The 20,885-nt window shown below is 61.4% G+C and carries 17 protein-coding genes; 6 read left to right on the top strand and 11 right to left on the bottom strand.

Annotated features, from left to right (window positions below; genetic code table 11):
- Positions 1-33: 33 nt before the first annotated feature.
- The 3 genes from ssuE to QLG12_RS23220 all read right to left on the bottom strand — a co-directional run bounded on the left by ssuE (position 34) and on the right by QLG12_RS23220 (position 3,155).
- Positions 34-627, bottom strand: a complete 594-nt coding sequence (gene ssuE, locus QLG12_RS23230; RefSeq protein ID WP_282475288.1) for an NADPH-dependent FMN reductase — start codon at positions 625-627, stop codon at positions 34-36.
- A 241-nt stretch (positions 628-868) separates the two neighbouring features.
- Entirely contained in the window at positions 869-1,507 is a 639-nt protein-coding gene (locus QLG12_RS23225) for a peroxiredoxin (protein ID WP_011336455.1), read from the bottom strand.
- A gap of 295 nt (positions 1,508-1,802) precedes the next feature.
- A complete protein-coding gene (locus QLG12_RS23220; RefSeq protein ID WP_064379984.1) occupies positions 1,803-3,155 on the bottom strand; it encodes an OprD family porin in 1,353 nt (450 codons plus the stop codon).
- Positions 3,156-3,520: 365 nt separating this feature from the next.
- On the opposite strand from QLG12_RS23220, the gene tauA reads away from it, so the two are divergent.
- Entirely contained in the window at positions 3,521-4,510 is a 990-nt protein-coding gene (tauA, locus tag QLG12_RS23215; protein WP_282475287.1) for a taurine ABC transporter substrate-binding protein, read from the top strand.
- Between the two features lie 39 nt (positions 4,511-4,549).
- Here the strand turns inward: tauA and argA are convergent, their stop codons facing one another.
- Both argA and argE read right to left on the bottom strand, forming a co-directional pair.
- Positions 4,550-5,848 carry an amino-acid N-acetyltransferase gene (argA, locus tag QLG12_RS23210; protein WP_007951778.1) on the bottom strand — a complete coding sequence of 433 codons (1,299 nt, stop codon included), beginning with the start codon at positions 5,846-5,848 and terminating at the stop codon, positions 4,550-4,552.
- A 135-nt stretch (positions 5,849-5,983) separates the two neighbouring features.
- Positions 5,984-7,132 carry an acetylornithine deacetylase gene (gene argE / locus QLG12_RS23205; protein ID WP_197867153.1) on the bottom strand — a complete coding sequence of 383 codons (1,149 nt, stop codon included), beginning with the start codon at positions 7,130-7,132 and terminating at the stop codon, positions 5,984-5,986.
- 156 nt (positions 7,133-7,288) lie between these two features.
- On the opposite strand from argE, the gene QLG12_RS23200 reads away from it, so the two are divergent.
- Positions 7,289-8,659 (top strand): CYTH domain-containing protein, encoded by a 1,371-nt coding sequence (locus QLG12_RS23200; RefSeq protein WP_007951783.1) that lies wholly within the window; start codon positions 7,289-7,291, stop codon positions 8,657-8,659.
- A gap of 89 nt (positions 8,660-8,748) precedes the next feature.
- Here the strand turns inward: QLG12_RS23200 and QLG12_RS23195 are convergent, their stop codons facing one another.
- Positions 8,749-9,213, bottom strand: a complete 465-nt coding sequence (locus QLG12_RS23195) for an Lrp/AsnC family transcriptional regulator (protein ID WP_197867151.1) — start codon at positions 9,211-9,213, stop codon at positions 8,749-8,751.
- 126 nt (positions 9,214-9,339) lie between these two features.
- On the opposite strand from QLG12_RS23195, the gene QLG12_RS23190 reads away from it, so the two are divergent.
- The 3 genes from QLG12_RS23190 to QLG12_RS23180 all read left to right on the top strand — a co-directional run bounded on the left by QLG12_RS23190 (position 9,340) and on the right by QLG12_RS23180 (position 11,940).
- The gene (locus QLG12_RS23190; RefSeq protein WP_197867150.1) at positions 9,340-9,678 is read left to right on the top strand and encodes a hypothetical protein; all 339 of its coding nucleotides are present in this window, start codon (positions 9,340-9,342) and stop codon (positions 9,676-9,678) included.
- Between the two features lie 90 nt (positions 9,679-9,768).
- Positions 9,769-11,553 carry a GspE/PulE family protein gene (locus QLG12_RS23185; RefSeq protein WP_064379973.1) on the top strand — a complete coding sequence of 595 codons (1,785 nt, stop codon included), beginning with the start codon at positions 9,769-9,771 and terminating at the stop codon, positions 11,551-11,553.
- A gap of 69 nt (positions 11,554-11,622) precedes the next feature.
- On the top strand, positions 11,623-11,940 hold the full coding sequence (locus tag QLG12_RS23180; protein WP_007951791.1) for a DUF2388 domain-containing protein: 318 nt from the start codon (positions 11,623-11,625) through the stop codon (positions 11,938-11,940).
- A 55-nt stretch (positions 11,941-11,995) separates the two neighbouring features.
- Here QLG12_RS23180 and gcvP read toward each other — a convergent pair whose 3' ends face one another.
- Positions 11,996-14,869 (bottom strand): aminomethyl-transferring glycine dehydrogenase, encoded by a 2,874-nt coding sequence (gene gcvP / locus QLG12_RS23175; protein WP_282475286.1) that lies wholly within the window; start codon positions 14,867-14,869, stop codon positions 11,996-11,998.
- A 157-nt stretch (positions 14,870-15,026) separates the two neighbouring features.
- Here gcvP and QLG12_RS23170 point away from each other — a divergent pair, with 157 nt between their 5' ends.
- Positions 15,027-16,169, top strand: coding sequence for a DegT/DnrJ/EryC1/StrS aminotransferase family protein (locus tag QLG12_RS23170; RefSeq protein WP_282475285.1), 1,143 nt, complete (start codon positions 15,027-15,029; stop codon positions 16,167-16,169).
- A 70-nt stretch (positions 16,170-16,239) separates the two neighbouring features.
- On the opposite strand, the gene gcvH is transcribed toward QLG12_RS23170, so the two are convergent.
- The 4 genes from gcvH to QLG12_RS23150 form a co-directional block, all read right to left on the bottom strand.
- On the bottom strand, positions 16,240-16,623 hold the full coding sequence (gene gcvH / locus QLG12_RS23165) for a glycine cleavage system protein GcvH (RefSeq protein WP_085689882.1): 384 nt from the start codon (positions 16,621-16,623) through the stop codon (positions 16,240-16,242).
- Positions 16,624-16,672: 49 nt separating this feature from the next.
- Positions 16,673-17,755, bottom strand: a complete 1,083-nt coding sequence (gene gcvT / locus QLG12_RS23160; protein WP_282475284.1) for a glycine cleavage system aminomethyltransferase GcvT — start codon at positions 17,753-17,755, stop codon at positions 16,673-16,675.
- Between the two features lie 157 nt (positions 17,756-17,912).
- Entirely contained in the window at positions 17,913-19,529 is a 1,617-nt protein-coding gene (locus tag QLG12_RS23155; protein WP_282475283.1) for an iron ABC transporter permease, read from the bottom strand.
- Between the two features lie 262 nt (positions 19,530-19,791).
- Entirely contained in the window at positions 19,792-20,796 is a 1,005-nt protein-coding gene (locus QLG12_RS23150) for an extracellular solute-binding protein (RefSeq protein WP_197867145.1), read from the bottom strand.
- Positions 20,797-20,885 lie beyond the last annotated feature (89 nt).

The following is a 20,885-nucleotide window of genomic DNA, read 5'->3' as shown; positions in this document are numbered from 1 at the left end:
GAGTAAGGTGAGTACTTCAAGTTTCGATGGGGTTCAAATGCTCCAGCGAGCACTCAACAAACGTTCGTTCAGCAGCCCCGGCTCCAGCGGCTTCGGCCGGCGGGCCATGGCGCTGACAAACTGGTCCAGCGCTTCATGCAAGCGCTGCTCCAGCGCCGGCGCCAACTGCGCCTGGGCACTGCCTTCGCCGTAGGCGATCTGGCTGTCCTCGGCAAAAATTCCTTGCAGCATTTCCTGGGCCTTCAACGCCGACAGCACAGGCTTGAGGGCGTAATCGACCACCAGCATGTGAGCGATGCTGCCGCCGGTGGCCATCGGCAGAACAATCTTGTGATTCAGCGCACGCTCGGGCAGCAGATCCAGCACGGTCTTCAGGGCGCCGGAGAACGACGCCTTGTACACCGGCGTGGCGATCAGCAGGCCATCGGCGTTTTCAATCTGTTGCAGCAGGTCGAGCACCTTCGGGCTGTCGAAGCGGGCGTGGAGCAGGTCTTCGGCCGGGAAGTCCCTCACCTGATAACTCACCACTTCCACCCCTTGCTGCTGCAACCAGCGTTGCGAGCGCTCCAGCAACAACCCGGAGCGGGAACGTTGACTGGGACTGCCACCGAGTGAGACGACCAGCATTCAGACGATTCCTTGCGCGTTACAGGCGATTCGCGGGTTGCGATCTCGCTTCGATGTCAGTGACCTTACCAGCTGATTCATATATCCATAAATCATATTTATTCATTTGGTTATTCTTTATGGAGATATGCATTTCACTTTCTTCCGTGCAAAAAAACAGGCCGTGAAAACGGCCTGAAACCCTGCATCGTGGTTTTTGCTGATTGCCCCCACGCAGAGCCTGGGAACGATCCAAGGCAGGTTATTTGTTCGGCTGTGGTGTGAGGCGCAGGTACGGCTTCACCGCGCGGTAGCCCTTCGGAAAGCGCTGCTTGATTTCATCTTCGTCCTTGAGTGACGGCACGATCACCACTTCTTCGCCGTCCTGCCAGTTGGCCGGGGTTGCCACCTTGTAGTTGTCGGTGAGCTGCAGCGAATCGATCACCCGCAAAATCTCGTGGAAGTTGCGCCCGGTGCTCGCCGGGTAGGTGATGGTCAGGCGGATCTTCTTGTTCGGATCGATCACGAACAGCGAACGCACGGTCAGAGTGTCGTTGGCGTTCGGGTGGATCAGATCGTACAGATCGGACACCTTGCGATCGGCATCGGCCAGGATCGGGAAGTTGACGATGGTGTTCTGGGTTTCGTTGATGTCCTCGATCCACTTGTGGTGCGAGTCCACCGGGTCGACCGACAGGGCAATGGCTTTCACGCCGCGCTTGGTGAACTCGTCCTTGAGCTTGGCGGTGAAACCCAGCTCGGTGGTGCACACCGGGGTGAAATCCGCCGGGTGGGAAAACAGCACGCCCCAGCTATCGCCCAGCCATTCGTGAAAACGAATCTTGCCGGCGCTGGAATCCTGTTCGAAATCGGGGGCGATATCGCCAAGTCTGAGGCTCATGGTGCGGCTCCTGATAAGGGGTTGGAGACCTCAACTGTAGCTCGTGATTCGTTCTTCTGAAAAAGAATAAATAACTAGATATTTATATCTTTATTGAATATTAAACATCTGTTCACTGGACGCCCCGCAGCATCGCGACGAACATCGCCCTCAAGGTTCGAGAAGGCCTTGAGTTGCTGTAAAGAGGGGAACATCGGGAAAGGCTTACGGGGGTGAGCCGGACCCGAAAACGCAAAAGCCCCGTCCGGCGCGATGCCGGACGGGGCTTTTTTTGCATCAGTGCAGGATCGCGCTATTACAGCAGCGGGATCGAGTAGCTGACGATCAGGCGGTTTTCGTCCTGGTCACGCTGACCTGGAATGTCGTTGCGCCAGGTAGCGTTTTTCCACATGAAACCCAGGTTTTTCGCCGGGCCCTCAGGAATCACGTAACCGATGGTGAAGTCGCGTTCCCACTCGGAGTTGCCATTGCCGTTCTCACGACGGTTGGAACCCACGGTGTCGATGTCGCTGCCGCGCAGGTAGACCATGCCGGCGGTCAGGCCTGGCAGGCCGACTTTGGCGAAGTCATACGAGTAGCGGGCTTGCCAGGTTTTCTCGCCGGCACGACCGAACTTCTGGATCTGCATGTCGGTGATGGTGTAGTTCGACGAGCCGTCGCCCTGGTTCAGCCAAGGGAAGTCGGAGCTGCCGTTGGACACCTGGTAGCCACCACCGAAGGTGTGACCTTCAACGGTGTAAAGGAACAGGCCGCTGTACAGGTTGTTGTCGATCGGGCCTTTGCCGCTGACGTTGCCGACATAGTTACCGTTGCCGAAGTAGGCTGCGGTGTTGTTGTTGGCGCCATCGTCGCTGCTGTGGAAGTAACGGAAGTCAGACTTCAGCACGCCAGGGCCGATTGCCCAGTTGTGAACCAGACCCAGGAAGTGTTGCTTGTAGAAGTCTTCCAGGTTGCCGTAGTAGTACTGGGCAGTCAGGTCCTTGGTGATCTTGTAGTCACCACCGGCGTAGTAGAACTTGTTGCTGTTGGCTACGCGAGCGTTCGCACCGCCAATGGACAGGTTCTCGTTGTTGCTGGAGTTACGACCTTTCACCGCTTCGATTTGACCAGCGACCAGAGTCAGGTCCTTGATCTCGCCGGAAGTGATCTGACCGCCCTGCCAGGTTTGAGGCAGCAGACGACCGTCGTTGGTCACGATGACCGGGTTCTTCGGCTGCAGGGTACCCAGCTTCAGTTCGGTCTGGGAGATCTTGGCTTTGGCAGTCAGGCCCAGGCTGGAGAAGTTATCCACCGCTTCGCCGTTGGACTTGCTCGGGAACACAGTGCCGCCGTAAGAGGTAGCCGTGGCGCCGTTGGTGCCGCCGCCCGAATCCAGACGCACGCCCAGCAGGCCGATGGCGTCGATACCGAAGCCTACAGTGCCTTGGGTGTAACCGGAGATGAAGCGCAGATCGAAGCCTTGGCCCCATTCTTCGTTTTTGTTCTGCACGCCGGAAGCGGTTTTGGCAGCGCTGTCACGGTTGTCAGTGTTGATGTAGAAGTTACGCAGACCCAGAGTGGCCTTGCTGTCTTCGATGAAACCGGCTGCGCCTGCCTGCTGCGCAATAACCCCTACGGCCACGGCCAGGGCCAAGGTGGACTTGTTCATGTATCGCTCCTCTCGTTTCTAATTCTTGTGTTCCTGGTCCGGGGTCTGATGCCCCTGGATCCTAAGATGCGCGATTAGCGCCAGACCGTGACCGACAAGTCAATCGCAACCTTGTATGCCTACGACCAAGGTCTAATCGCAGTTATTTGGTCCCTGCAGGGTAAAGACTTCCTGATAAACCCAAAAAGAATTTATTAATTCTTTTTGATACCTTTCAGCTATATGGCCAGCCATTTGCCATCTTCACCGGGATACAGCGTATCGGCGACTAAGCTCATTACTAAATGGTATTTATTAGCCTTTTTTTAGATCGATTAGCTTTGACGCAACCCCGATTCGTCAATCCCTATCAAAAAGGCGACGCCATGATGGCCAAACGCGCACTATCTAGTCAATTTGTTACAGTTTGTGTGTCAGCGCTGATTTCTTTTTCTGTCCATGCTTCCAGCCTCACTGTCGGCTACCAGACCGGCATCGATCCAAGCAAAGTCCCCCAGGCCGACGGCGTCTACGAGAAGGCTATAGGCGAAAAAATCGACTGGCGCCGTTTCAACAGTGGCCCGGAAGTAGTGACAGCCATTGCCTCCGGCGACGTGCAGATCGGCAACCTCGGCTCCAGCCCGGTGGCCGCTGCGGCTTCGCGCAATCTGCCGATCGTTGCCTTCATCGTCTCGGCGCAGATCAATGCCGCCGAAGCGCTGGTGGTGCGTAACGGCAGTGGTATCAACAAGCCCGAAGACCTGATCGGCAAGACCATCGCCACACCTTTCGTTTCCACCTCCCACTACAGCCTGCTCGGCGCGCTCAAGCACTGGGGCCTCGACACCTCGAAAGTCAAAGTGGTGAACCTGCAACCCGCAGAAATCGCGGCGGCCTGGAAACGTGGCGACATCGACGGCGCCTTTGTCTGGTCGCCGGCGCTGGGTGAAATCCGCAAGACCGGCAAGACCCTGACCGATGCTGCTCAGGTCGGCCAATGGGGCGCGCCAACTTTCGAAGTCTGGGTAGCGCGCAAGGACTTTGCCGAGAAGCATCCTGAAGTCGTGGCCAAGTTCGCCAAGGTGACCCTGGACTCGTTCGCTGATTACGCCGCCCATAAAGACAGCTGGACGGCCGACTCGGTGCCTGTGCAGAAAATCGCCAAACTGACCGGTGCCAATGCTGCCGACGTTCCGGAATTGCTCGCGGGTTCGGCCTTCCCGGACGCCAAGGCACAACAGACCACGGCGCTGCTGGACGGCGGCACGGCGAAAGCGATTGGTGAGACGGCGAAGTTTTTGAAGGAGCAGGGCAAGGTCGAAAGCGTGTTGCCTGACTACTCGCCGTATGTCAGTGCGAAATTTGTCGCGGAGTAAAACGATTGCCCCCACGCATCCCGTGGGGGCAATTACACATCACAGAGACTTTTCGAAGATCTTCGAATTGCGCTGATAGTTATAGAGAGAAGCCCGCGCGGCCGGCAGGCGCTCGACGCTGCTCGGTTCGAAACCGCGCTCGCGGAACCAGTGGGCAGTGCGGGTGGTGAGGACGAACAAAGTCTTCAGGCCCTGCGCCCGGGCACGGGTCTCGATGCGCTCGAGCAATTCGTCGCCGCGACCGCCATGGCGATACTCGGGATTCACCGCCAGGCACGCCAGCTCGCCGGCATCCGAATCGGCAATCTGATACAGCGCCGCACAGGCGATGATCATCCCTTCACGCTCGACCACGCTGAACTGCTCGATCTCACGCTCCAGCACTTCGCGCGAGCGACGCACCAGAATCCCCTGCTCTTCCAGCGGACTGATCAGGTCGAGCAAACCGCCGACGTCTTCAATCGCCGCCTCGCGCACCAGTTCGAATTGCTCCTGGGCCACCAGCGTACCGCCACCGTCACGGGTGAACAGTTCGGTCAGCAGCGCGCCGTCCTCGGCATAACTGACGATATGGCTGCGCGCCACGCCGCCACGACAGGCTTCGGCGGCGGCATCCAGCAGTTCGGCCTGATAGTTGCTGCCCAGACGCTGCAAATGCGCCGGCACCTGTTGCGGGCGCAGCTCGCGCACCAGCTTGCCGTTTTCGTCGATCAGACCGAGGTCGGCGCCGAACAGCAGCAGCTTGTCGGCGCCCAGATCGATGGCGGCACGGGTGGCGACGTCTTCGCAGGCCAGGTTGAAGATCTCGCCGGTTGGCGAATAACCCAGCGGCGACAGCAGCACGATGGAGCGCTCGTCGAGCAGACGGTTGATGCCTTTGCGGTCGACCCGGCGCACTTCGCCGGTGTGGTGATAGTCGACACCTTCCAGCACGCCGATCGGCCGGGCCGTCACGAGGTTGCCGCTGGCCACCCGCAGACGCGAGCCCTGCATCGGCGACGAGGCCATGTCCATCGACAGTCGCGCTTCGATGGCGATGCGCAGCTGGCCGACCGCATCGATCACGCACTCCAGCGTCGCGGCATCGGTGATGCGCATGCCGTGGTGGTAATGCGGGGTCAGGCCACGGGCGGCGAGGCGAGTTTCGATCTGTGGACGGGAACCGTGAACCAGCACCAGCCGCACGCCGAGGCTGTGCAGCAATACGATGTCATGGACGATGTTGCCGAAATTCGGATGCTCGACGCCGTCGCCCGGAAGCATGACGACGAAGGTGCAATCGCGGTGAGCATTGATATAAGGAGACGCGTGGCGAAGCCAATTGACGTATTCGGGCATGAACCTGGGCCTGTAATAAATAGCAGCCGGAAAAGGGGCGAAACGGAAAACGCACAGCGGGCTGATGGTTATCGTCGGAACAGGCTTGGCGACACGCGCGCTCTCCTCATGAATACGGGTGGGTGTGTGGGCAATTTATACAGTTTTGAGACAGTAATGTTCGATCAACTGCCGCAATAGATGCACGGTAGGCTGCAAACGTGACATTTCGAGGTACTCGTCCGGCTGGTGCGCACAAGCGATGTCGCCGGGGCCGAGCACGATGGTTTCGCAGCCAAGGCGCTGAAGATAAGGCGCTTCGGTGCCGAACGCTACCGCTTCGGCCGTGTGGCCCGTGAGTTTTTCGGCAATTCGCACCAGTTCCGCGTCTTCGGCCTGCTCGAACGGCGGCACTTCGGGAAACAGCGGTGCGTAATCGATCTTTACTTTATGCCGTTCGGCGACCGGGTTCAGCTTGCGCAGAATCTCGCTGCGCAAGATTTTCGGGTCCATCCCCGGCAGCGGCCGCAGGTCGAACTCCAGTGAACACTGGCCGCAGATACGGTTGGGGTTGTCGCCACCGTGGATACAGCCGAAGTTCATGGTCGGCTGCGGCACGCTGAACTGCGGATTGTTGAATTCACGCTGCCACAGCAGGCGCAGGCCGCGCAGCTCGCCAATGGCGTCGTGCATCGCCTCGAGGGCGCTGTGCCCCAGGCGCGGATCCGACGAATGGCCGCTCTGCCCGAGGATATCGATGCGCTCCATCATGATGCCCTTGTGCATGCGGATCGGCTTGAGCCCCGTCGGCTCGCCGATCACGGCCGCCCGGCCCAGCGGGCGCCCCGCTTCGGCCAGCGCCCGGGCACCGGACATCGAACTTTCTTCATCACAGGTGGCGAGGATCAGCAGCGGTTGCTTGAACGGCTGGTCGAGCAGCGGTTGCACGGCTTCGATGATCAGGGCGAAGAAGCCCTTCATGTCGCAACTGCCGAGACCGACCCAGCGACCATCGACTTCGGTGAGTTTCAGCGGGTCGGTTTTCCACAGCGCATCGTCGTAGGGCACCGTGTCGCTGTGTCCGGCCAGCACCAGCCCGCCGGGGCCGCTGCCGAAACTGGCGAGCAGATTGAATTTTCCGGGGCTGACCTGCTGGATGTCGCAACTGAAGCCCAGATCTCCCAGCCATCCGGCGAGCAGATCGATCACCGCCCGGTTGGATTGATCCAGGTTCGGCTGGGTGCAACTGACCGACGGCGCGGCGATCAGTGCAGCGAACTGGTCTTGCATGGATGGCAAAGGCATCGCTGACTCCAACTCCCGGATTGAAGTCCATCATAGAACCATCCGGCGCCGAGAATAAACCGCCGCAAAGCGTAGGAAGGTTCAGTCCTGTACACTGCACGGCCTTGGCAGCCACACATTCCCCCGGCTGCGCTCCCGATCCTGGATTTTCCGGCCATGCAGAAAGAAACCGAAATCAAACTCCGCGTCAGCCGCGAAACCCTCGCCGCTCTGCGCGAGCACCCTCTCCTGAAAAAACGCAACAAAAGTGGCTGGGAACGCCGTGAGTTGATGAATCAGTACTTCGACACGCCTGAGCGTGACCTGGCCCGGGCCAAGGTTGCCCTGCGCCTGCGCAAGGACGGCGAAGAGGTGATTCAGACCCTCAAGACCCGTGGCCAGAGCGTCGCCGGCCTGTCCGAGCGTAACGAGTACGACTGGAACCTGCCCAAAGCCAAGCTCGACGTGAAGAAACTCGACGGCGAATGCTGGCCCGAGTCCCTCGCCGAGCTGGACAAGAAAACCCTGAAGCCGATCTTCACCACCGATTTCGTCCGCGAACGCGCCGAAATCGCCTGGGGCCGTGGCAAGACCAAAGTGGTCATCGAAGCCGCGCTGGATCTGGGCCACGTGGTAGTCGGCAAACAGAAAGAAGAAATCTGTGAGCTGGAGCTGGAACTGCGCGAAGGCGAGCCTGCCGCGTTGCTGGAACTGGCCGCCGAACTGGCCGAAACCCTGGCCCTGATGCCGTGCGACATCAGTAAGGCCGAGCGCGGCTACCGCCTGTACGATGCCAACAGCTACTCGCTGAGCCTGCCGGCGCCGGCCATTACCGCCGAAACCCCGCTGGACGACGCCTTCGCCGCCCTGGCCTGGCACTTGCTCGGCAGCAGCCAGCGTCTGGCCGAACAGTATCGCTTCAACGGCCACTGGCGCCTGCTGCAGGACTGGGTCGAGAACCTCGCGGAAATGCGCGCCCTGCTCAGCAGCCTCGGCCAGGCCGCACCACGTCCGTCGACCCACGACCTGCGCGTTGCCCTCGATGCCCTGCTGGAAGACTGGCGTCCGCTGGTACAGGTCGGCATCGAAGACGAAGACGTGCGCAAAGCCGCGCCGGAACAGTTCCTCGAAGAACTGGAAGATCCGCGCTGGGGCCTGTTCTCGCTGAACGCTTCGCGCTGGTTGCTGGCCCGCACCTGGACCGCTGACCGCAACACCCGTGGCAACCGCCAGGGTGCCGCGCAGTTGCAAAGCTGGCTGCCGCGCCTGCTGGGCGAAGAAGCCACTTCGCTGCAATTGCAGCGTTATCAGCAGCAGCCGGAAGATCTGGCCGAGCAACTGCCGCGCATCGAGCGCATCCAGGTCTGGCTGCATCACGCGCGCAACGTGCTGGAGATCCCGGAAATGGATCGCCTGTACGGCGAGCTGAACAAACTGGCGCAACTGGCCAACGAGCCGACCATCACCGACGAACTGCTCGATGCACGCAAGCATCAGGCGATTGCGGTGTACCAGAATCGCGCCTGGAAAATGCTGCTGCGTATGTAACACCCCTTCGCGAGCAGGCTCGCTCCCACAGGGAAATCCATTCCAACTGTGGGAGCTGGCTTGCCAGCGATGAGGCCAACAGCCTCACCTCAAACCGGCAAACTGGTCGTCGACTTGATCTCCGACAACGCCACAATCGAGTTCACCTCCTGAATCCCCGGCACCAGCGACAGCTTCTCGAAGAAGAACCGCTCATACGCCTCGATGTCCGCCGCGACGATCCGCAGCAGGAAATCCACCGCCCCCATCAGCACGTAACACTCCAGCACTTCGGGAAAGCCGCGAATCGCCTCGGTGAACTCAGTGAAGTTCGAACGGCCGTGGGCGTTGAGTTTGATCTCGGCGAAGATCTGCGTGTTCAGGCCTATCTTCTTGCGATCGAGCAAGGTCACCTGACCCCGAATGATCCCCTCCTCCTTCATCCGCTGAATCCGCCGCCAGCAAGGCGACTGCGACAGGCCCACCTGCTCGGCGATCTGTGCGCTGGACAAGGAAGCGTCCTCTTGCAGCAGGGCGAGAATGCGCCGGTCGTAGCCGTCCAGGTCGCTATGCATAAATAATCCTCAAATTCATCAAGCGGCGAATTGATATACCTGTTCAATCGCCGGTTCAGCTCATCTTAGACAAGAAATGTCCGGCATCGAATGTAAAAATTCCTCCACTGATTCCGGAGACCTGTCATGCCACACCTCGAAGCCGTCAACACCCCTGCGCCACGTGCCGATGTGTGGAACGCCAGCAACGCCCATTGCCTTGCGCAATACCAGATCCTGGCCGAGGCCGAGCCGGATTTACTGGTGCGGGTGCTGAACCTGTTCGCCTTGCAGTGCCTCACCCCGGAGCAGGTCAATGTCCAGCGGCTGGACGATCTGCTGTCGATCGACATCATCATGGGTGGCCTGAGCTGGCACCGCGCCCAGGTGATCGCGGAAAAACTTCGTAACCTGATCAGCGTCTGCTCGGTGAACTTGCAAAACCCCGACGCGGCGTGGGATGCACCGGCGCAGGCGGCCGGCTGACAAGAACCGAAACGTCTTCGTCGGGTAGTGGCCCAACGGTCGGCGGGGCCACGACTATCCTTTGCGCACTGTCGTTCAAAAGGAGCCCGCATGTCCGTTCAACTCGCCACTCAGGATCGCTGGCTGGATCTCAATGAGGTACTGCGTGAACTGGTCGCCCAAGGCTTCATCTGCCAGGACTCGGCGGAGCAAGCGCTCAACGCCCGGCGTCGGCATGCCGCCCACGGCCAGAAACACCCGCTGGAATTCATCGCCAGCCAGCAACTGGACGATCTCAGCCGTCCGGGCAAACACCTCGACCTGGAAAGCCTGACCCTGTGGCTGGCGCAGCAGGCCGGCCAGCCGTACCTGCGGATCGATCCGCTGAAGATCAACGTCGCCGCCATCACGCCGCTGATGTCCTATGCCTTTGCCCAACGCCACAAGATTCTCGCGGTGTCGGTCGACCGCGACGCGGTGACCGTGGCCAGCGCCCAGCCCTACGTCAGCGGCTGGGAGGCCGATCTGACTCACGTCCTGAAACTGCCGATCAAACGGGTGGTGGCCAACCCGGCGGACATTCAGCGTTTCAGCGTGGAATTCTTTCGCCTCGCCAAATCGGTCAGCGGCGCCAGCAATGCCGATGCGCAGGGCGGCAACCTCGGCAACTTCGAACAACTGCTCAACCTCGGCGCCAGCGATCAGGAGCCCGACGCCAACGACGCGCACATCGTCAACATCGTCGACTGGCTGTTCCAGTACGCCTTCCAGCAACGGGCCAGCGATATCCACATCGAACCCCGGCGCGAGCAAGGCACGGTGCGTTTTCGCATCGACGGCGTGCTGCACAACGTCTATCAATTTCCGCCGCAGGTGACGATGGCCATCGTCAGCCGCCTGAAAAGCCTCGGCCGGATGAACGTCGCCGAGAAGCGCAAACCCCAGGACGGCCGGGTCAAGACCAAGACCCCGGACGGCGGTGAAGTCGAGTTGCGGCTGTCGACCCTGCCCACCGCGTTCGGCGAAAAAATGGTGATGCGGATCTTCGACCCGGAAGTCCTGCTCAAGGATTTCGATCAGCTGGGGTTTTCCGCCGACGATCTGCGGCGCTGGCAGGACATGACCCGCCAGCCCAACGGCATCATCCTGGTCACCGGGCCGACCGGTTCCGGCAAGACCACCACGCTGTATACCACGCTGAAAAAACTGGCGACGCCGGAGGTCAACCTCTGCACCATCGAAGACCCGATCGAGATGGTCGAGCCGGCCTTCAACCAGATGCAGGTCCAGCACAACATTGACCTGACGTTCGCCGCCGGCGTGCGTGCGCTGATGCGGCAGGACCCGGACATCATCATGATCGGCGAGATCCGCGATCTGGAAACGGCCGAAATGGCGATCCAGGCGGCGTTGACCGGACACCTGGTGCTCTCGACCCTGCACACCAACGATGCGCCGAGCGCCATCAGCCGCCTGCTGGAACTCGGCGTGCCGCATTACCTGATCAAGGCCACCGTGCTCGGTGTGATGGCGCAACGACTGGTGCGAACCCTTTGCCCGCACTGCAAGGCGCCGCTGACTCTGGACGAAGAAGACTGGCAAACCCTGACCCGGCCGTGGCAGGCACCGCTGCCGGGCAATGCGCAACGGGCCATCGGTTGTCTGGAGTGCCGCGACACCGGTTATCACGGGCGTGCCGGGGTCTACGAAATCATGCAACTGAGCGACAGCCTCAAGGCCTTGATCAGCCCCGACACCGATCTCACCGCGATCCGCCGGCAGGCGTTCAAGGAAGGCATGCGCAGCCTGCGATTGTCCGGCGCGCAGAAAGTCGCGGCCGGGCTGACAACCCTTGAGGAAGTGCTGCGGGTGACACCACAGAGCGAGCAGAAATAAGTGCTCACGGAACCGGATCGGGGAAACGGCGATCCAACCGGTTATTCAACACCAGTGGAGTCACCCAACATGCGTCTCAAACTTGCTGTCGCCACCCTTGCCCTGCTGTCTCTGCCCGTCGGTTCGGCAATGGCCGACAGCTTTTGGCGTAACGTCATTTCGTCCGGTGCCACCACCGGCTCGACCTACCTGACTTTCAAGGATCACAAACTGATCGTTGCCGCCCAGGACGACGCCGGCAGTTTCGTCGCCAGCGACGGCGGTATCCGTGGCCCGTACCTGGAAGCCGCGATGCAGAAAGTCCGCGCCGACAACCCCGGCCTGCAGGCAACGGACATGGAACTGGCAAACGCGATTCTGGCGAAGAACGCCGTGGCGTCGGAATAACCTTCCGGACAAACAAAAATGCCGCTCACACGAGCGGCATTTTTTTGCCCGCTGATCAACGGTAATCGTCCACCGGCACGCAAGCGCAGAACAGGTTGCGGTCGCCGTAGACGTTATCAACCCGGTTCACCGCCGGCCAATATTTGTGCGCCCTGGTGTGCGCATCCGGCGTGATCCCCTGCTCGATGCTGTACGGCCGCTCCCACACGCCGGTGATATCGGCCAGGGTATGCGGTGCCCGTTTGAGCGGGTTGTCCTCGGCCGGCCAGTTGCCGTTCTGCACCTCGGTGATTTCTGCGCGAATGCTCAGCATCGCGCCGATGAAGCGATCCAGTTCGGCCTTGGACTCGCTCTCGGTCGGCTCGACCATCAAGGTGCCCGGCACCGGGAACGACATGGTCGGCGCGTGGAAGCCGTAATCCATCAGGCGCTTGGCGACGTCCTCCTCGCTGATGCCAGTGGCAGCCTTGAGCGGGCGCAGATCCAGAATGCATTCGTGGGCGACCCGCTCGTTGCGACCGGTATACAGAACGGGGAAAGCACCGGACAGGTGCTGCGCCAGGTAATTCGCCGCGAGGATCGCCACTTCACTGGCATCCGCCAGTTGCGGCCCCATCATCGCGATGTACATCCAACTGATCGGCAAAATGCTCGCACTGCCCCATGGCGCGGCGCTGACCGCTCCGTTCTGCGGTTGCGGGCCATCGATCGGGATCACCGGATGGTTGGCAACGAATGGCGCCAGATGCGCACGCACGCCAATCGGCCCCATGCCCGGCCCGCCTCCGCCGTGGGGAATGCAGAAGGTCTTGTGCAGGTTCATGTGTGACACGTCGGCACCGATGTCCGCCGGCCGCGCCAGCCCGACCTGGGCATTGAGGTTGGCGCCGTCCATGTACACCTGGCCGCCGTGCTGGTGGATAACTTCGCAGATTTCGCTGATGCCTTCCTCGTACACGCCGTGGGTCGACGGGTAGGTCGCCATCAGGCACGACAGCCTGGCCCCGGCCTCGGACGCCTTGGCTTTCAAGTCCTCCAGATCGACGTTGCCGGCGTCGTCACACTCGACAATCACCACGCGCATCCCGGCCATCTGCGCCGAGGCCGGGTTGGTGCCGTGGGCCGAAGAAGGGATCAGGCAGATGTCGCGCCCGCCCTGCTGACGGCTCTCGTGGTATTTGCGGATCGCCAGCAGCCCGGCGTACTCGCCCTGGGCGCCGGAGTTGGGCTGCATGCAGATCGCATCGAACCCGGTGATTGCGCACAGCCAGCGCTCCAGCTCCTCGATCATCAGCGTGTAACCGACAGCCTGCTCCCGGGGCACGAACGGGTGCAGATTGGCGAACTGCGGCCAGGTGATCGGGATCATCTCGCTGGTGGCGTTGAGTTTCATGGTGCAGGAGCCCAGCGGGATCATCGACTGGTTGAGCGCCAGATCCTTGTTCTCCAGCTGCTTGAGGTAGCGCAGCATCTCGGTTTCGCTGTGGTGAGCATTGAATACCGGGTGACGCAGGTAAGGCGTGCTGCGTTGCAGCATTTCGGGAATGCCAGAGGCCAGCGTTTCGGCGTCGAGCTCATCGACGCTCAACCCGTGATCGGCGCCCAGCAGCACATCGAACAGTCTGGCCACGGTGTTTTCATCACAGGCCTCGTCGAGGCTCAGACCCAGTTGGCCACGACCGAGGATGCGCAGGTTGATCTGTGCGGCCTGAGCGCTTTCGATGATCGCGGTTTGCGCCCCGCCCACGTCCAGCGTGAGGGTGTCGAAAAAGTTTTGGTTGAGGCGCTGGATGCCATGGCGTTCGAGCCCGGCGGCGAGAATGCAGGTCAGCCGGTGCACCCGCTGGGCGATTCGTTTCAACCCTTCCGGACCGTGATAGACCGCATAGAAACTGGCGATATTGGCCAGCAAGACCTGGGCGGTGCAGATGTTCGAATTGGCCTTCTCCCGGCGAATGTGCTGTTCGCGGGTCTGCAGGGCCATGCGCAGCGCGACATTGCCGCGAGCATCTTTCGACACGCCGATGATCCGCCCGGGAATCGCCCGTTTGTATTCCTCGCGGCTGGCGAAAAACGCCGCGTGCGGCCCGCCGTATCCCATCGGCACACCAAAACGCTGGGATGAACCGAACACCACATCGGCGCCCAGTTCGCCCGGCGGGGTCAGCAGCAACAGACTGAGCAGATCGGCCGCCACGCAGGCCAGCGCCTGTTGCGCGTGCAGGTGATCGATCAGCGGCCGCAGGTCGCGGATTTCGCCGTGGGTGTCAGGGTATTGCAGCAGCGCGCCGAACACCTGGTGCTGCTTCAAGTTATCCACAGCGTCGACGATCAGCTCGAAGCCGAAGCCTTCGGCGCGAGTCTGCACCACGGAAATGGTTTGTGGATGACAGTTTTCGTCAACGAAGAACAGATTGCTTTTCGACTTTGCCACGCGCTTGGCCAAGGCCATGGCTTCCGCCGCAGCGGTGGCTTCATCGAGCAGCGAAGCGTTGGCCAGTTCCAGGCCGGTGAGGTCGATGGTCAGTTGCTGAAAGTTGAGCAACGCTTCGAGCCGGCCTTGGGCGATTTCCGGTTGGTAAGGCGTGTAGGCGGTGTACCAACCGGGATTTTCCAGCACGTTGCGCAGAATGACCGTCGGCGTGAGGGTGCCGTGGTACCCCATGCCGATCAGGCTGGTCCAGACCTGGTTCTGTTCGGCGTACCCGCGCAGTTTCGCCAGGGCTGCTTGCTCGTCCAGCGCGGGCGGCAGGTCCAGTTCGCGGTTGAGGCGGATGGCGGGCGGGACAGTCTGCTCGATCAGTTCGATCCGGCTGCCGAGGCCCAGGCTGTCGAGCATCGCCTGCTGCTCGGCGGCATCGGGGCCGAGGTGACGGCGCAGGAAGGCATGGGGGTCGCGTAACTGGCTCAGGGATGGCAACTGGGACATGACGGGCTCTCTCTTGGCTGGCGGCTCGGCGTCAATGCAATACGGTCAAACCAGCATAGCAGTGGATACCGTCGTGGACGGCTTGGCGGCGGGTGTCCAGACGGGGCATGCTGTGGCACCTGCAACACGCGTCCAACCATCGGATGATCGAATCCTCATGATCCAACAGCCGTTTCTGCCGTTTTCCAAACCTGTCATCGATGAAGCCACCATTGCCGCCGTGGGTGATGTCCTGCGTTCCGGCTGGATCACCAGCGGGCCGAAGGTCCAGGCCTTCGAGGCGCAATTGTCGGAGTATTTCGGCGGGCGTCCGGTACGCACGTTCAACTCCGGCACCTGCACCATGGAAATCTCCCTGCGCATCGCCGGCATCGGGCCGGGGGACGAAGTGATCACCACGCCGATTTCCTGGGTGGCCACGGCCAACGTGATTCTTGAAGTGGGGGCCACGCCAGTGTTCGCCGACATCGACCCGGTCACCCGCAACATCGACCTGGATCGACTGGAAGCGGCCATCACCCCGCGCACCAAAGCCGTCATTCCGGTCTACCTCGCCGGGCTGCCGGTGGACATGGAGCGGCTGTACGCCATCGCCAAAAAACACAACCTGCGCATCGTCGAAGACGCCGCCCAAGCCCTGGGTTCGAGCTGGAATGGCCAGCGCATCGGTGCCACCGGCGATTTCGTGTCGTTCAGCTTTCAGGCCAACAAGAACGTGACCTGCTCCGAGGGTGGTTGCCTGGTGCTGAATACGCCGGAAGAAGTGCGTCTGGCTGAGAAATATCGCCTGCAAGGCGTCACCCGCACCGGGTTCGACGGTCTGAATGTCGATGTACTGGGCGGCAAATTCAACATGACCGATGTCGCAGCGACCATTGGCCTCGGCCAGTTCGCTCACATCGAAGCCCTGACGGCCCATCGCCAGGAACTGGCTCGCCATTACTTCAAATGCTTTGGCGACCACTTCGAAGCCACGTACGGCGCACAACTGCCGCCAGCCGACTTCACCAACAGCAACTGGCACCTGTTCCAGCTGGTGTTGCCGGAGCGCAAGGACGGCCTGCCGGCGCGAGCCACGTTCATGGAGCAGATGCAGGCGCTGGGCATCGGCATCGGCTATCACTACCCGCCAATCCACCTGCTGAGCCTGTACCGCGAGCGCGGTTTCAAGGGAGGCATGTTGCCGGTGGCTGAGCGCGTCGGGCGGCTGATCGTGTCGTTGCCGATGTTCACGGCCATGACCAAAGCCGATGTCGAGCGCTCGGTGGCGGCGGTCAAAGCGGTGCTGGGCAACGCCTGAGCTGCGCAATAGAAAGCTGCGGCCACAAAAAAGCCCCGACGGATCGGGGCTTTGCGGTACTGCCTGAAGCTTATTCGCCGATGGCAGCCTTGTAGGCGGCCGCGTCAAGCAGCTTGTCCAGCTCGGCCTTGTCGCTTGGCTTGAGCTTGAAGATCCACGCGGCGTACGGATCGTTGTTCAGTTCTTCCGGCGAACCGGCCAGGTCTTCGTTGACGGCAATCACTTCGCCACCGACCGGGGAGTAGATGTCGGAAGCGGCCTTCACCGACTCGACGACACCGGCGGCATCACCGGCGGCGAACACCTTGCCCACTTCTGCCAGCTCGACAAACACCACATCACCCAACGCTTCCTGGGCATGATCGCTGATGCCCACGGTGACGGTGCCGTCGGCTTCCAGACGCGCCCATTCATGACTTTCGGCAAAACGCAGTTCAGCTGGGATGTTGCTCATGCTCGGTGTCCTCAAGAAATTGTCAGCGGTCGTGCCCGCCGGAAAAGGTTTAGATCAAGGTTTTGCCGTGACGGACAAAGGTCGGTTTGACCACGCGTACCGGATACCACTTGCCACGGATTTCCACTTCGGCGCGGTCGGCAGTCGCCATCGGTACACGCGCCAGGGCAATCGACTTGCTAAGCGTAGGAGAGAAACTACCACTGGTGATCTCCCCTTCGCCAACATCAGCGATACGAACCACCTGATGGGCCCGCAAAACCCCGCGTTCCTCAAGCACCAGGCCGACCAGTTTGTGCTGCACGCCGGCGGTTTTTTCCGCTTCCAGCGCATCGCGACCGATGAACCGACGCGTGGCCGGCTCCCAGGCGATGCTCCAGGCCATGTTCGAGGCCAGTGGTGAAACGTCCTGGTGGATGTCCTGACCGTAGAGGTTCATGCCGGCCTCGACCCGCAACGTGTCGCGGGCGCCGAGGCCGATGGGGGAAATGCCGGCGCCCACCAGATCGTTGAAGAATCCGGGGGCCTGATCGGCCGGCAGGGCGATTTCCAGACCGTCCTCACCGGTGTAGCCGGTGCGCGCAATGAACCAGTCGCCGTCGACGTGGCCCTCGAAAGGCTTGAGCATCTGGATCAGGTTGGCGCGGGACTGGGTCACCAGCTCGGCAATCTTGTGCCGGGCATGGGGACCTTGAATGGCGAGCATCGCCAGCTCGGAGCGTTCGGTCATCTGAACATCGAAGCTGCCCAGCTGTGCCTGCATCCAGGCCAGGTCCTGATCGCGGGTGGAGGCGTTGACCACCAGACGATAACCGTCCTCGAGGCGGTAGACGATCATGTCGTCGACGATACCGCCGCGCTCGTTGAGCATGGTGCTGTACAACGCACGGCCGGGGCTGTGCAGGCGTTCGACGTCATTGGCCAGCAATTGCTGAAGCCAGGCCTTGGCCTGGGGGCCGGTGACATCGATCACGGTCATGTGGGAAACATCGAACACCCCGCAATCGCGGCGCACCTGATGGTGTTCCTCGACCTGCGAGCCGTAATGCAGAGGCATGTCCCAACCGCCAAAATCGACCATCTTCGCGCCGAGGGCGAGATGCAGGTCATACAGAGGCGTACGCTGTCCCATGGGTTTCTCCTTCCGGGCGTGGCGAAGGTGCGGGGCGCTGCTGCACGGATCGGAAAGCCCTGTAAAAAAGGGCTTTCAGCCGATTTCAGCGACAGGGTCTGTCAGACGGACCGCACCGAATGCCGCGCATTGTAGCCGCATGATTCAGGACTGACGACTAAGTGTTTCTGTGCGCCGAGCGTCGGATCAAACCGACGACCGGCAGCAGACCGACCAGCACCAGGGTCAATGCTGGCAACGACGCCCTCGCCCATTCGCCTTCGCTGGTCATTTCGAAGATCCGCACCGCCAGCGTATCCCAGCCAAACGGGCGCATCAGCAGGGTGGCGGGCATTTCCTTGAGCACATCGACGAACACCAGCAACGCGGCGCTGAGCGTGCCGGGCAGCAGCAACGGCAGATACACTTTGAAAAACAGTCGCGGCCCACTGACACCCAGGCTACGTGCCGCTTCAGGCAAAGTGGGCCGTATACGCGCCAGACTGCTTTCCAGCGGCCCATAGGCCACGGCCACGAACCGCACCAGATACGCCAGCAGCAATGCTGCCAGACTGCCCAACAGCAACGGTTTGCCTGCACCGCCGAGCCACCCGGACAGCGGAATCACCAGCTCCCGGTCCAGATAACTGAACGCGAGCATGATCGACACCGCCAGCACCGAGCCCGGCAACGCATAGCCGAGATTGGCCAGACCGACTGCGGAATTGATCGTCCGGGTCGGCGCCAGACGCCGGGCGAATGCCAGCAACATCGCCACGCTGACCGTAATCAACGCCGCCATGCCGCCCAGATAAAGGGTGTGAAGGATCAGCCCCGCATAGCGCTCATCCAGATCGAAGCGCCCGCGCTGCCAGAACCACACCACCAGTTGCAGCACCGGAATGACAAATGCACAGGCGAACACCAGACCACACCAGCCGGTCGCCGCCCAGGCCTTGGGCCCGCGCAGGTGATACAGCGCCTTGACCCTTGGTCGCTCGTTGCTCGCCCGATTGGCGCCGCGCGCGCGACGTTCGCCGTACAGCACCAGCATCACCACCAGCAGCAACAGGCTGGCCAGTTGCGCGGCGCTGGGCAGGCTGAAGAAGCCGTACCAGGTCTTGTAGATCGCGGTGGTGAAGGTGTCGAAGTTGAACACCGACACCGCGCCGAAATCCGCCAGGGTTTCCATCAACGCCAGCGCCACGCCGGCACCGATGGCCGGCCGCGCCATCGGCAATGCCACACGCCAGAACGCCTGCCACGGTGACTGGCCGAGCACTCGCGCGGCTTCCATCAGGCCCTTGCCCTGAGCCAGGAACGCAGTACGCGCCAACAGGTAGACATAGGGATAAAACACCAGCACCAACACCAGAATCACGCCACCGGTGGAGCGCACTCGCGGCAGGCGCAGGCCGCTGCCGAACCATTCGCGCAGCAGGGTTTGCACGGGGCCTGCGAAATCCAGCAGGCCGACGAAGACGAACGCCAGCACGTAGGCCGGGATGGCGAACGGCAGCATCAGCGCCCAGTCGAGCCAGCGGCGACCGGGAAATTCGCAGAGGCTGGTGAGCCAGGCGAGGCTTACGCCGATCAGTGTCACACCGACGCCGACGCCGAAAACCAGCGTCAGGGTGTTGCCCAGCAGGCGTGGCATCTGGGTTTCCCACAGGTGCGACCAGATCTGGTGATCAATGGTTTGCCACGAGAGCAGGAGCACGCTGAGGGGAAGCAGCACCAACGCGGCGATGGCGAAGACGATGGGGTACCAGCGGCGTTGGGCGGGGTGGGCCACTTTTAGAACTCTGGAGGGATGTAGGTGTTCTTGATTTCTTTGTTTCAGGTCAGGATTGTCGCCCTCACCCTAACCCTCTCCCAGAGGGAGAGGGGGACTGACCGTGGTGATCTTTCGATTTACGCCGACCTGGGCGATTGAGTCGAACTCAGGTTTTGAACTTGATGCAAATCGGCTCCCTCTCCCTCCGGGCGGTCCGACGTTTCGGGAGGGCTGGGGTGAGGGCAGCGATCTTAAGCGAACACAGCAGCCGGCAACATACTCAGTTCCAACCCGCCCGATCCATCATCCGGATCGCCTCAGCCTGACGCTTGCCCGCCACTTCAACCGGCAGCGTATCAGCCACGAACTGCCCCCACGCCGCCACTTCTTCCGAAGGCTTCACCGCCGGATTCGCCGGGAACTCCTGGTTCACATCGGCAAAGATCTTCTGCGCTTCAGGCGTGGTCATCCACTCGACCAGCGCCTTGGCTGCTTCCGGGTGCGGCGCATGTTTGGTCAGGCCGATGCCCGACAGGTTGACGTGCACACCGCGATCCGCCTGGTTCGGCCAGAACAGTTTCACCGGCAGTTCCGGCTTCTGCTTGTGCAGGCGGCCGTAGTAGTAAGTGTTGACGATGCCGACGTCGCACTGGCCGGCGTTGATCGCTTCCAGCACCGCGACGTCGTCGGAGAACACGTCGGTGGACAGGTTGTTGACCCAGCCCTTAAGGATCTTCTCGGTTTTTTCGGCACCGTGGACTTCGATCATGGTGGCGGTCAGCGACTGGTTGTAGACCTTCTTCGCCGTGCGCAGGCACAGGCGGCCTTCCCAGTTCTTGTCGGCCAGTGCTTCGTAGGTGGTCAGTTCGCCCGGCTTCACCCGCTCAGTGGAATAGGCGATGGTCCGCGCGCGCAGGCTCAGGCCGGTCCAGGCGTGGTTGGAGGAGCGATATTGCAGGGGAATGTTGGCGTCGATGGTTTTCGAAGTGAACGGCTGGAGAATGCCCATCTGCTCGGCCTGCCAGAGGTTGCCGGCATCGACGGTCAGCAGCAGGTCGGCGGTGGCGTTCTCGCCCTCGGCCTTGATCCGCTGCATCAGCGGCGCTTCCTTGTCGGTGATGAACTTGATCTTCACCCCGGTCTTGGCGGTGTAGGCATCGAACACCGGCTTGATCAGCTCATCGATACGCGAGGAGTAGACCACCACCTCGTCGGCGGCCTGGGCGGCAGTGCTGCCGATCAGGGTCAGGGCCAGTGCGGTCAGAACACGCTTGGATGCCAACATGGGAGCGGTCTCTCGGTCGGGAAAAGTGGCCCAAATGATAAGGACTCACATTTACCAGCTCAATCGATCACTTTCCCAAGGAGTTACCA

The sequence above is a fragment of the Pseudomonas sp. V88_4 genome (genome assembly GCF_029967985.1).
GTDB classification, from domain to species: Bacteria; Pseudomonadota; Gammaproteobacteria; order Pseudomonadales; family Pseudomonadaceae; genus Aquipseudomonas; species Aquipseudomonas glycinae.
This window is presented reverse-complemented; position numbering and strand designations above follow the sequence as displayed.

What these genes read in the sequence shown, in the direction of transcription:
- QLG12_RS23225 (WP_011336455.1), bottom strand. Translation starts at nt 1,507, where the DNA reads ATGAGCCTCAGACTTGGCGATATCGCCCCCGATTTCGAACAGGATTCC.
- tauA (WP_282475287.1), top strand. Translation starts at nt 3,521, where the DNA reads ATGATGGCCAAACGCGCACTATCTAGTCAATTTGTTACAGTTTGTGTG.
- QLG12_RS23170 (WP_282475285.1), top strand. Translation starts at nt 15,027, where the DNA reads ATGATCCAACAGCCGTTTCTGCCGTTTTCCAAACCTGTCATCGATGAA.
- QLG12_RS23180 (WP_007951791.1), top strand. Translation starts at nt 11,623, where the DNA reads ATGCGTCTCAAACTTGCTGTCGCCACCCTTGCCCTGCTGTCTCTGCCC.
- QLG12_RS23200 (WP_007951783.1), top strand. Translation starts at nt 7,289, where the DNA reads ATGCAGAAAGAAACCGAAATCAAACTCCGCGTCAGCCGCGAAACCCTC.
- argA (WP_007951778.1), bottom strand. Translation starts at nt 5,848, where the DNA reads ATGCCCGAATACGTCAATTGGCTTCGCCACGCGTCTCCTTATATCAAT.
- gcvT (WP_282475284.1), bottom strand. Translation starts at nt 17,755, where the DNA reads ATGGGACAGCGTACGCCTCTGTATGACCTGCATCTCGCCCTCGGCGCG.
- gcvH (WP_085689882.1), bottom strand. Translation starts at nt 16,623, where the DNA reads ATGAGCAACATCCCAGCTGAACTGCGTTTTGCCGAAAGTCATGAATGG.
- QLG12_RS23185 (WP_064379973.1), top strand. Translation starts at nt 9,769, where the DNA reads ATGTCCGTTCAACTCGCCACTCAGGATCGCTGGCTGGATCTCAATGAG.
- QLG12_RS23190 (WP_197867150.1), top strand. Translation starts at nt 9,340, where the DNA reads ATGCCACACCTCGAAGCCGTCAACACCCCTGCGCCACGTGCCGATGTG.
- ssuE (WP_282475288.1), bottom strand. Translation starts at nt 627, where the DNA reads ATGCTGGTCGTCTCACTCGGTGGCAGTCCCAGTCAACGTTCCCGCTCC.
- QLG12_RS23150 (WP_197867145.1), bottom strand. Translation starts at nt 20,796, where the DNA reads ATGTTGGCATCCAAGCGTGTTCTGACCGCACTGGCCCTGACCCTGATC.
- argE (WP_197867153.1), bottom strand. Translation starts at nt 7,132, where the DNA reads ATGCCTTTGCCATCCATGCAAGACCAGTTCGCTGCACTGATCGCCGCG.
- QLG12_RS23220 (WP_064379984.1), bottom strand. Translation starts at nt 3,155, where the DNA reads ATGAACAAGTCCACCTTGGCCCTGGCCGTGGCCGTAGGGGTTATTGCG.
- gcvP (WP_282475286.1), bottom strand. Translation starts at nt 14,869, where the DNA reads ATGTCCCAGTTGCCATCCCTGAGCCAGTTACGCGACCCCCATGCCTTC.
- QLG12_RS23195 (WP_197867151.1), bottom strand. Translation starts at nt 9,213, where the DNA reads ATGCATAGCGACCTGGACGGCTACGACCGGCGCATTCTCGCCCTGCTG.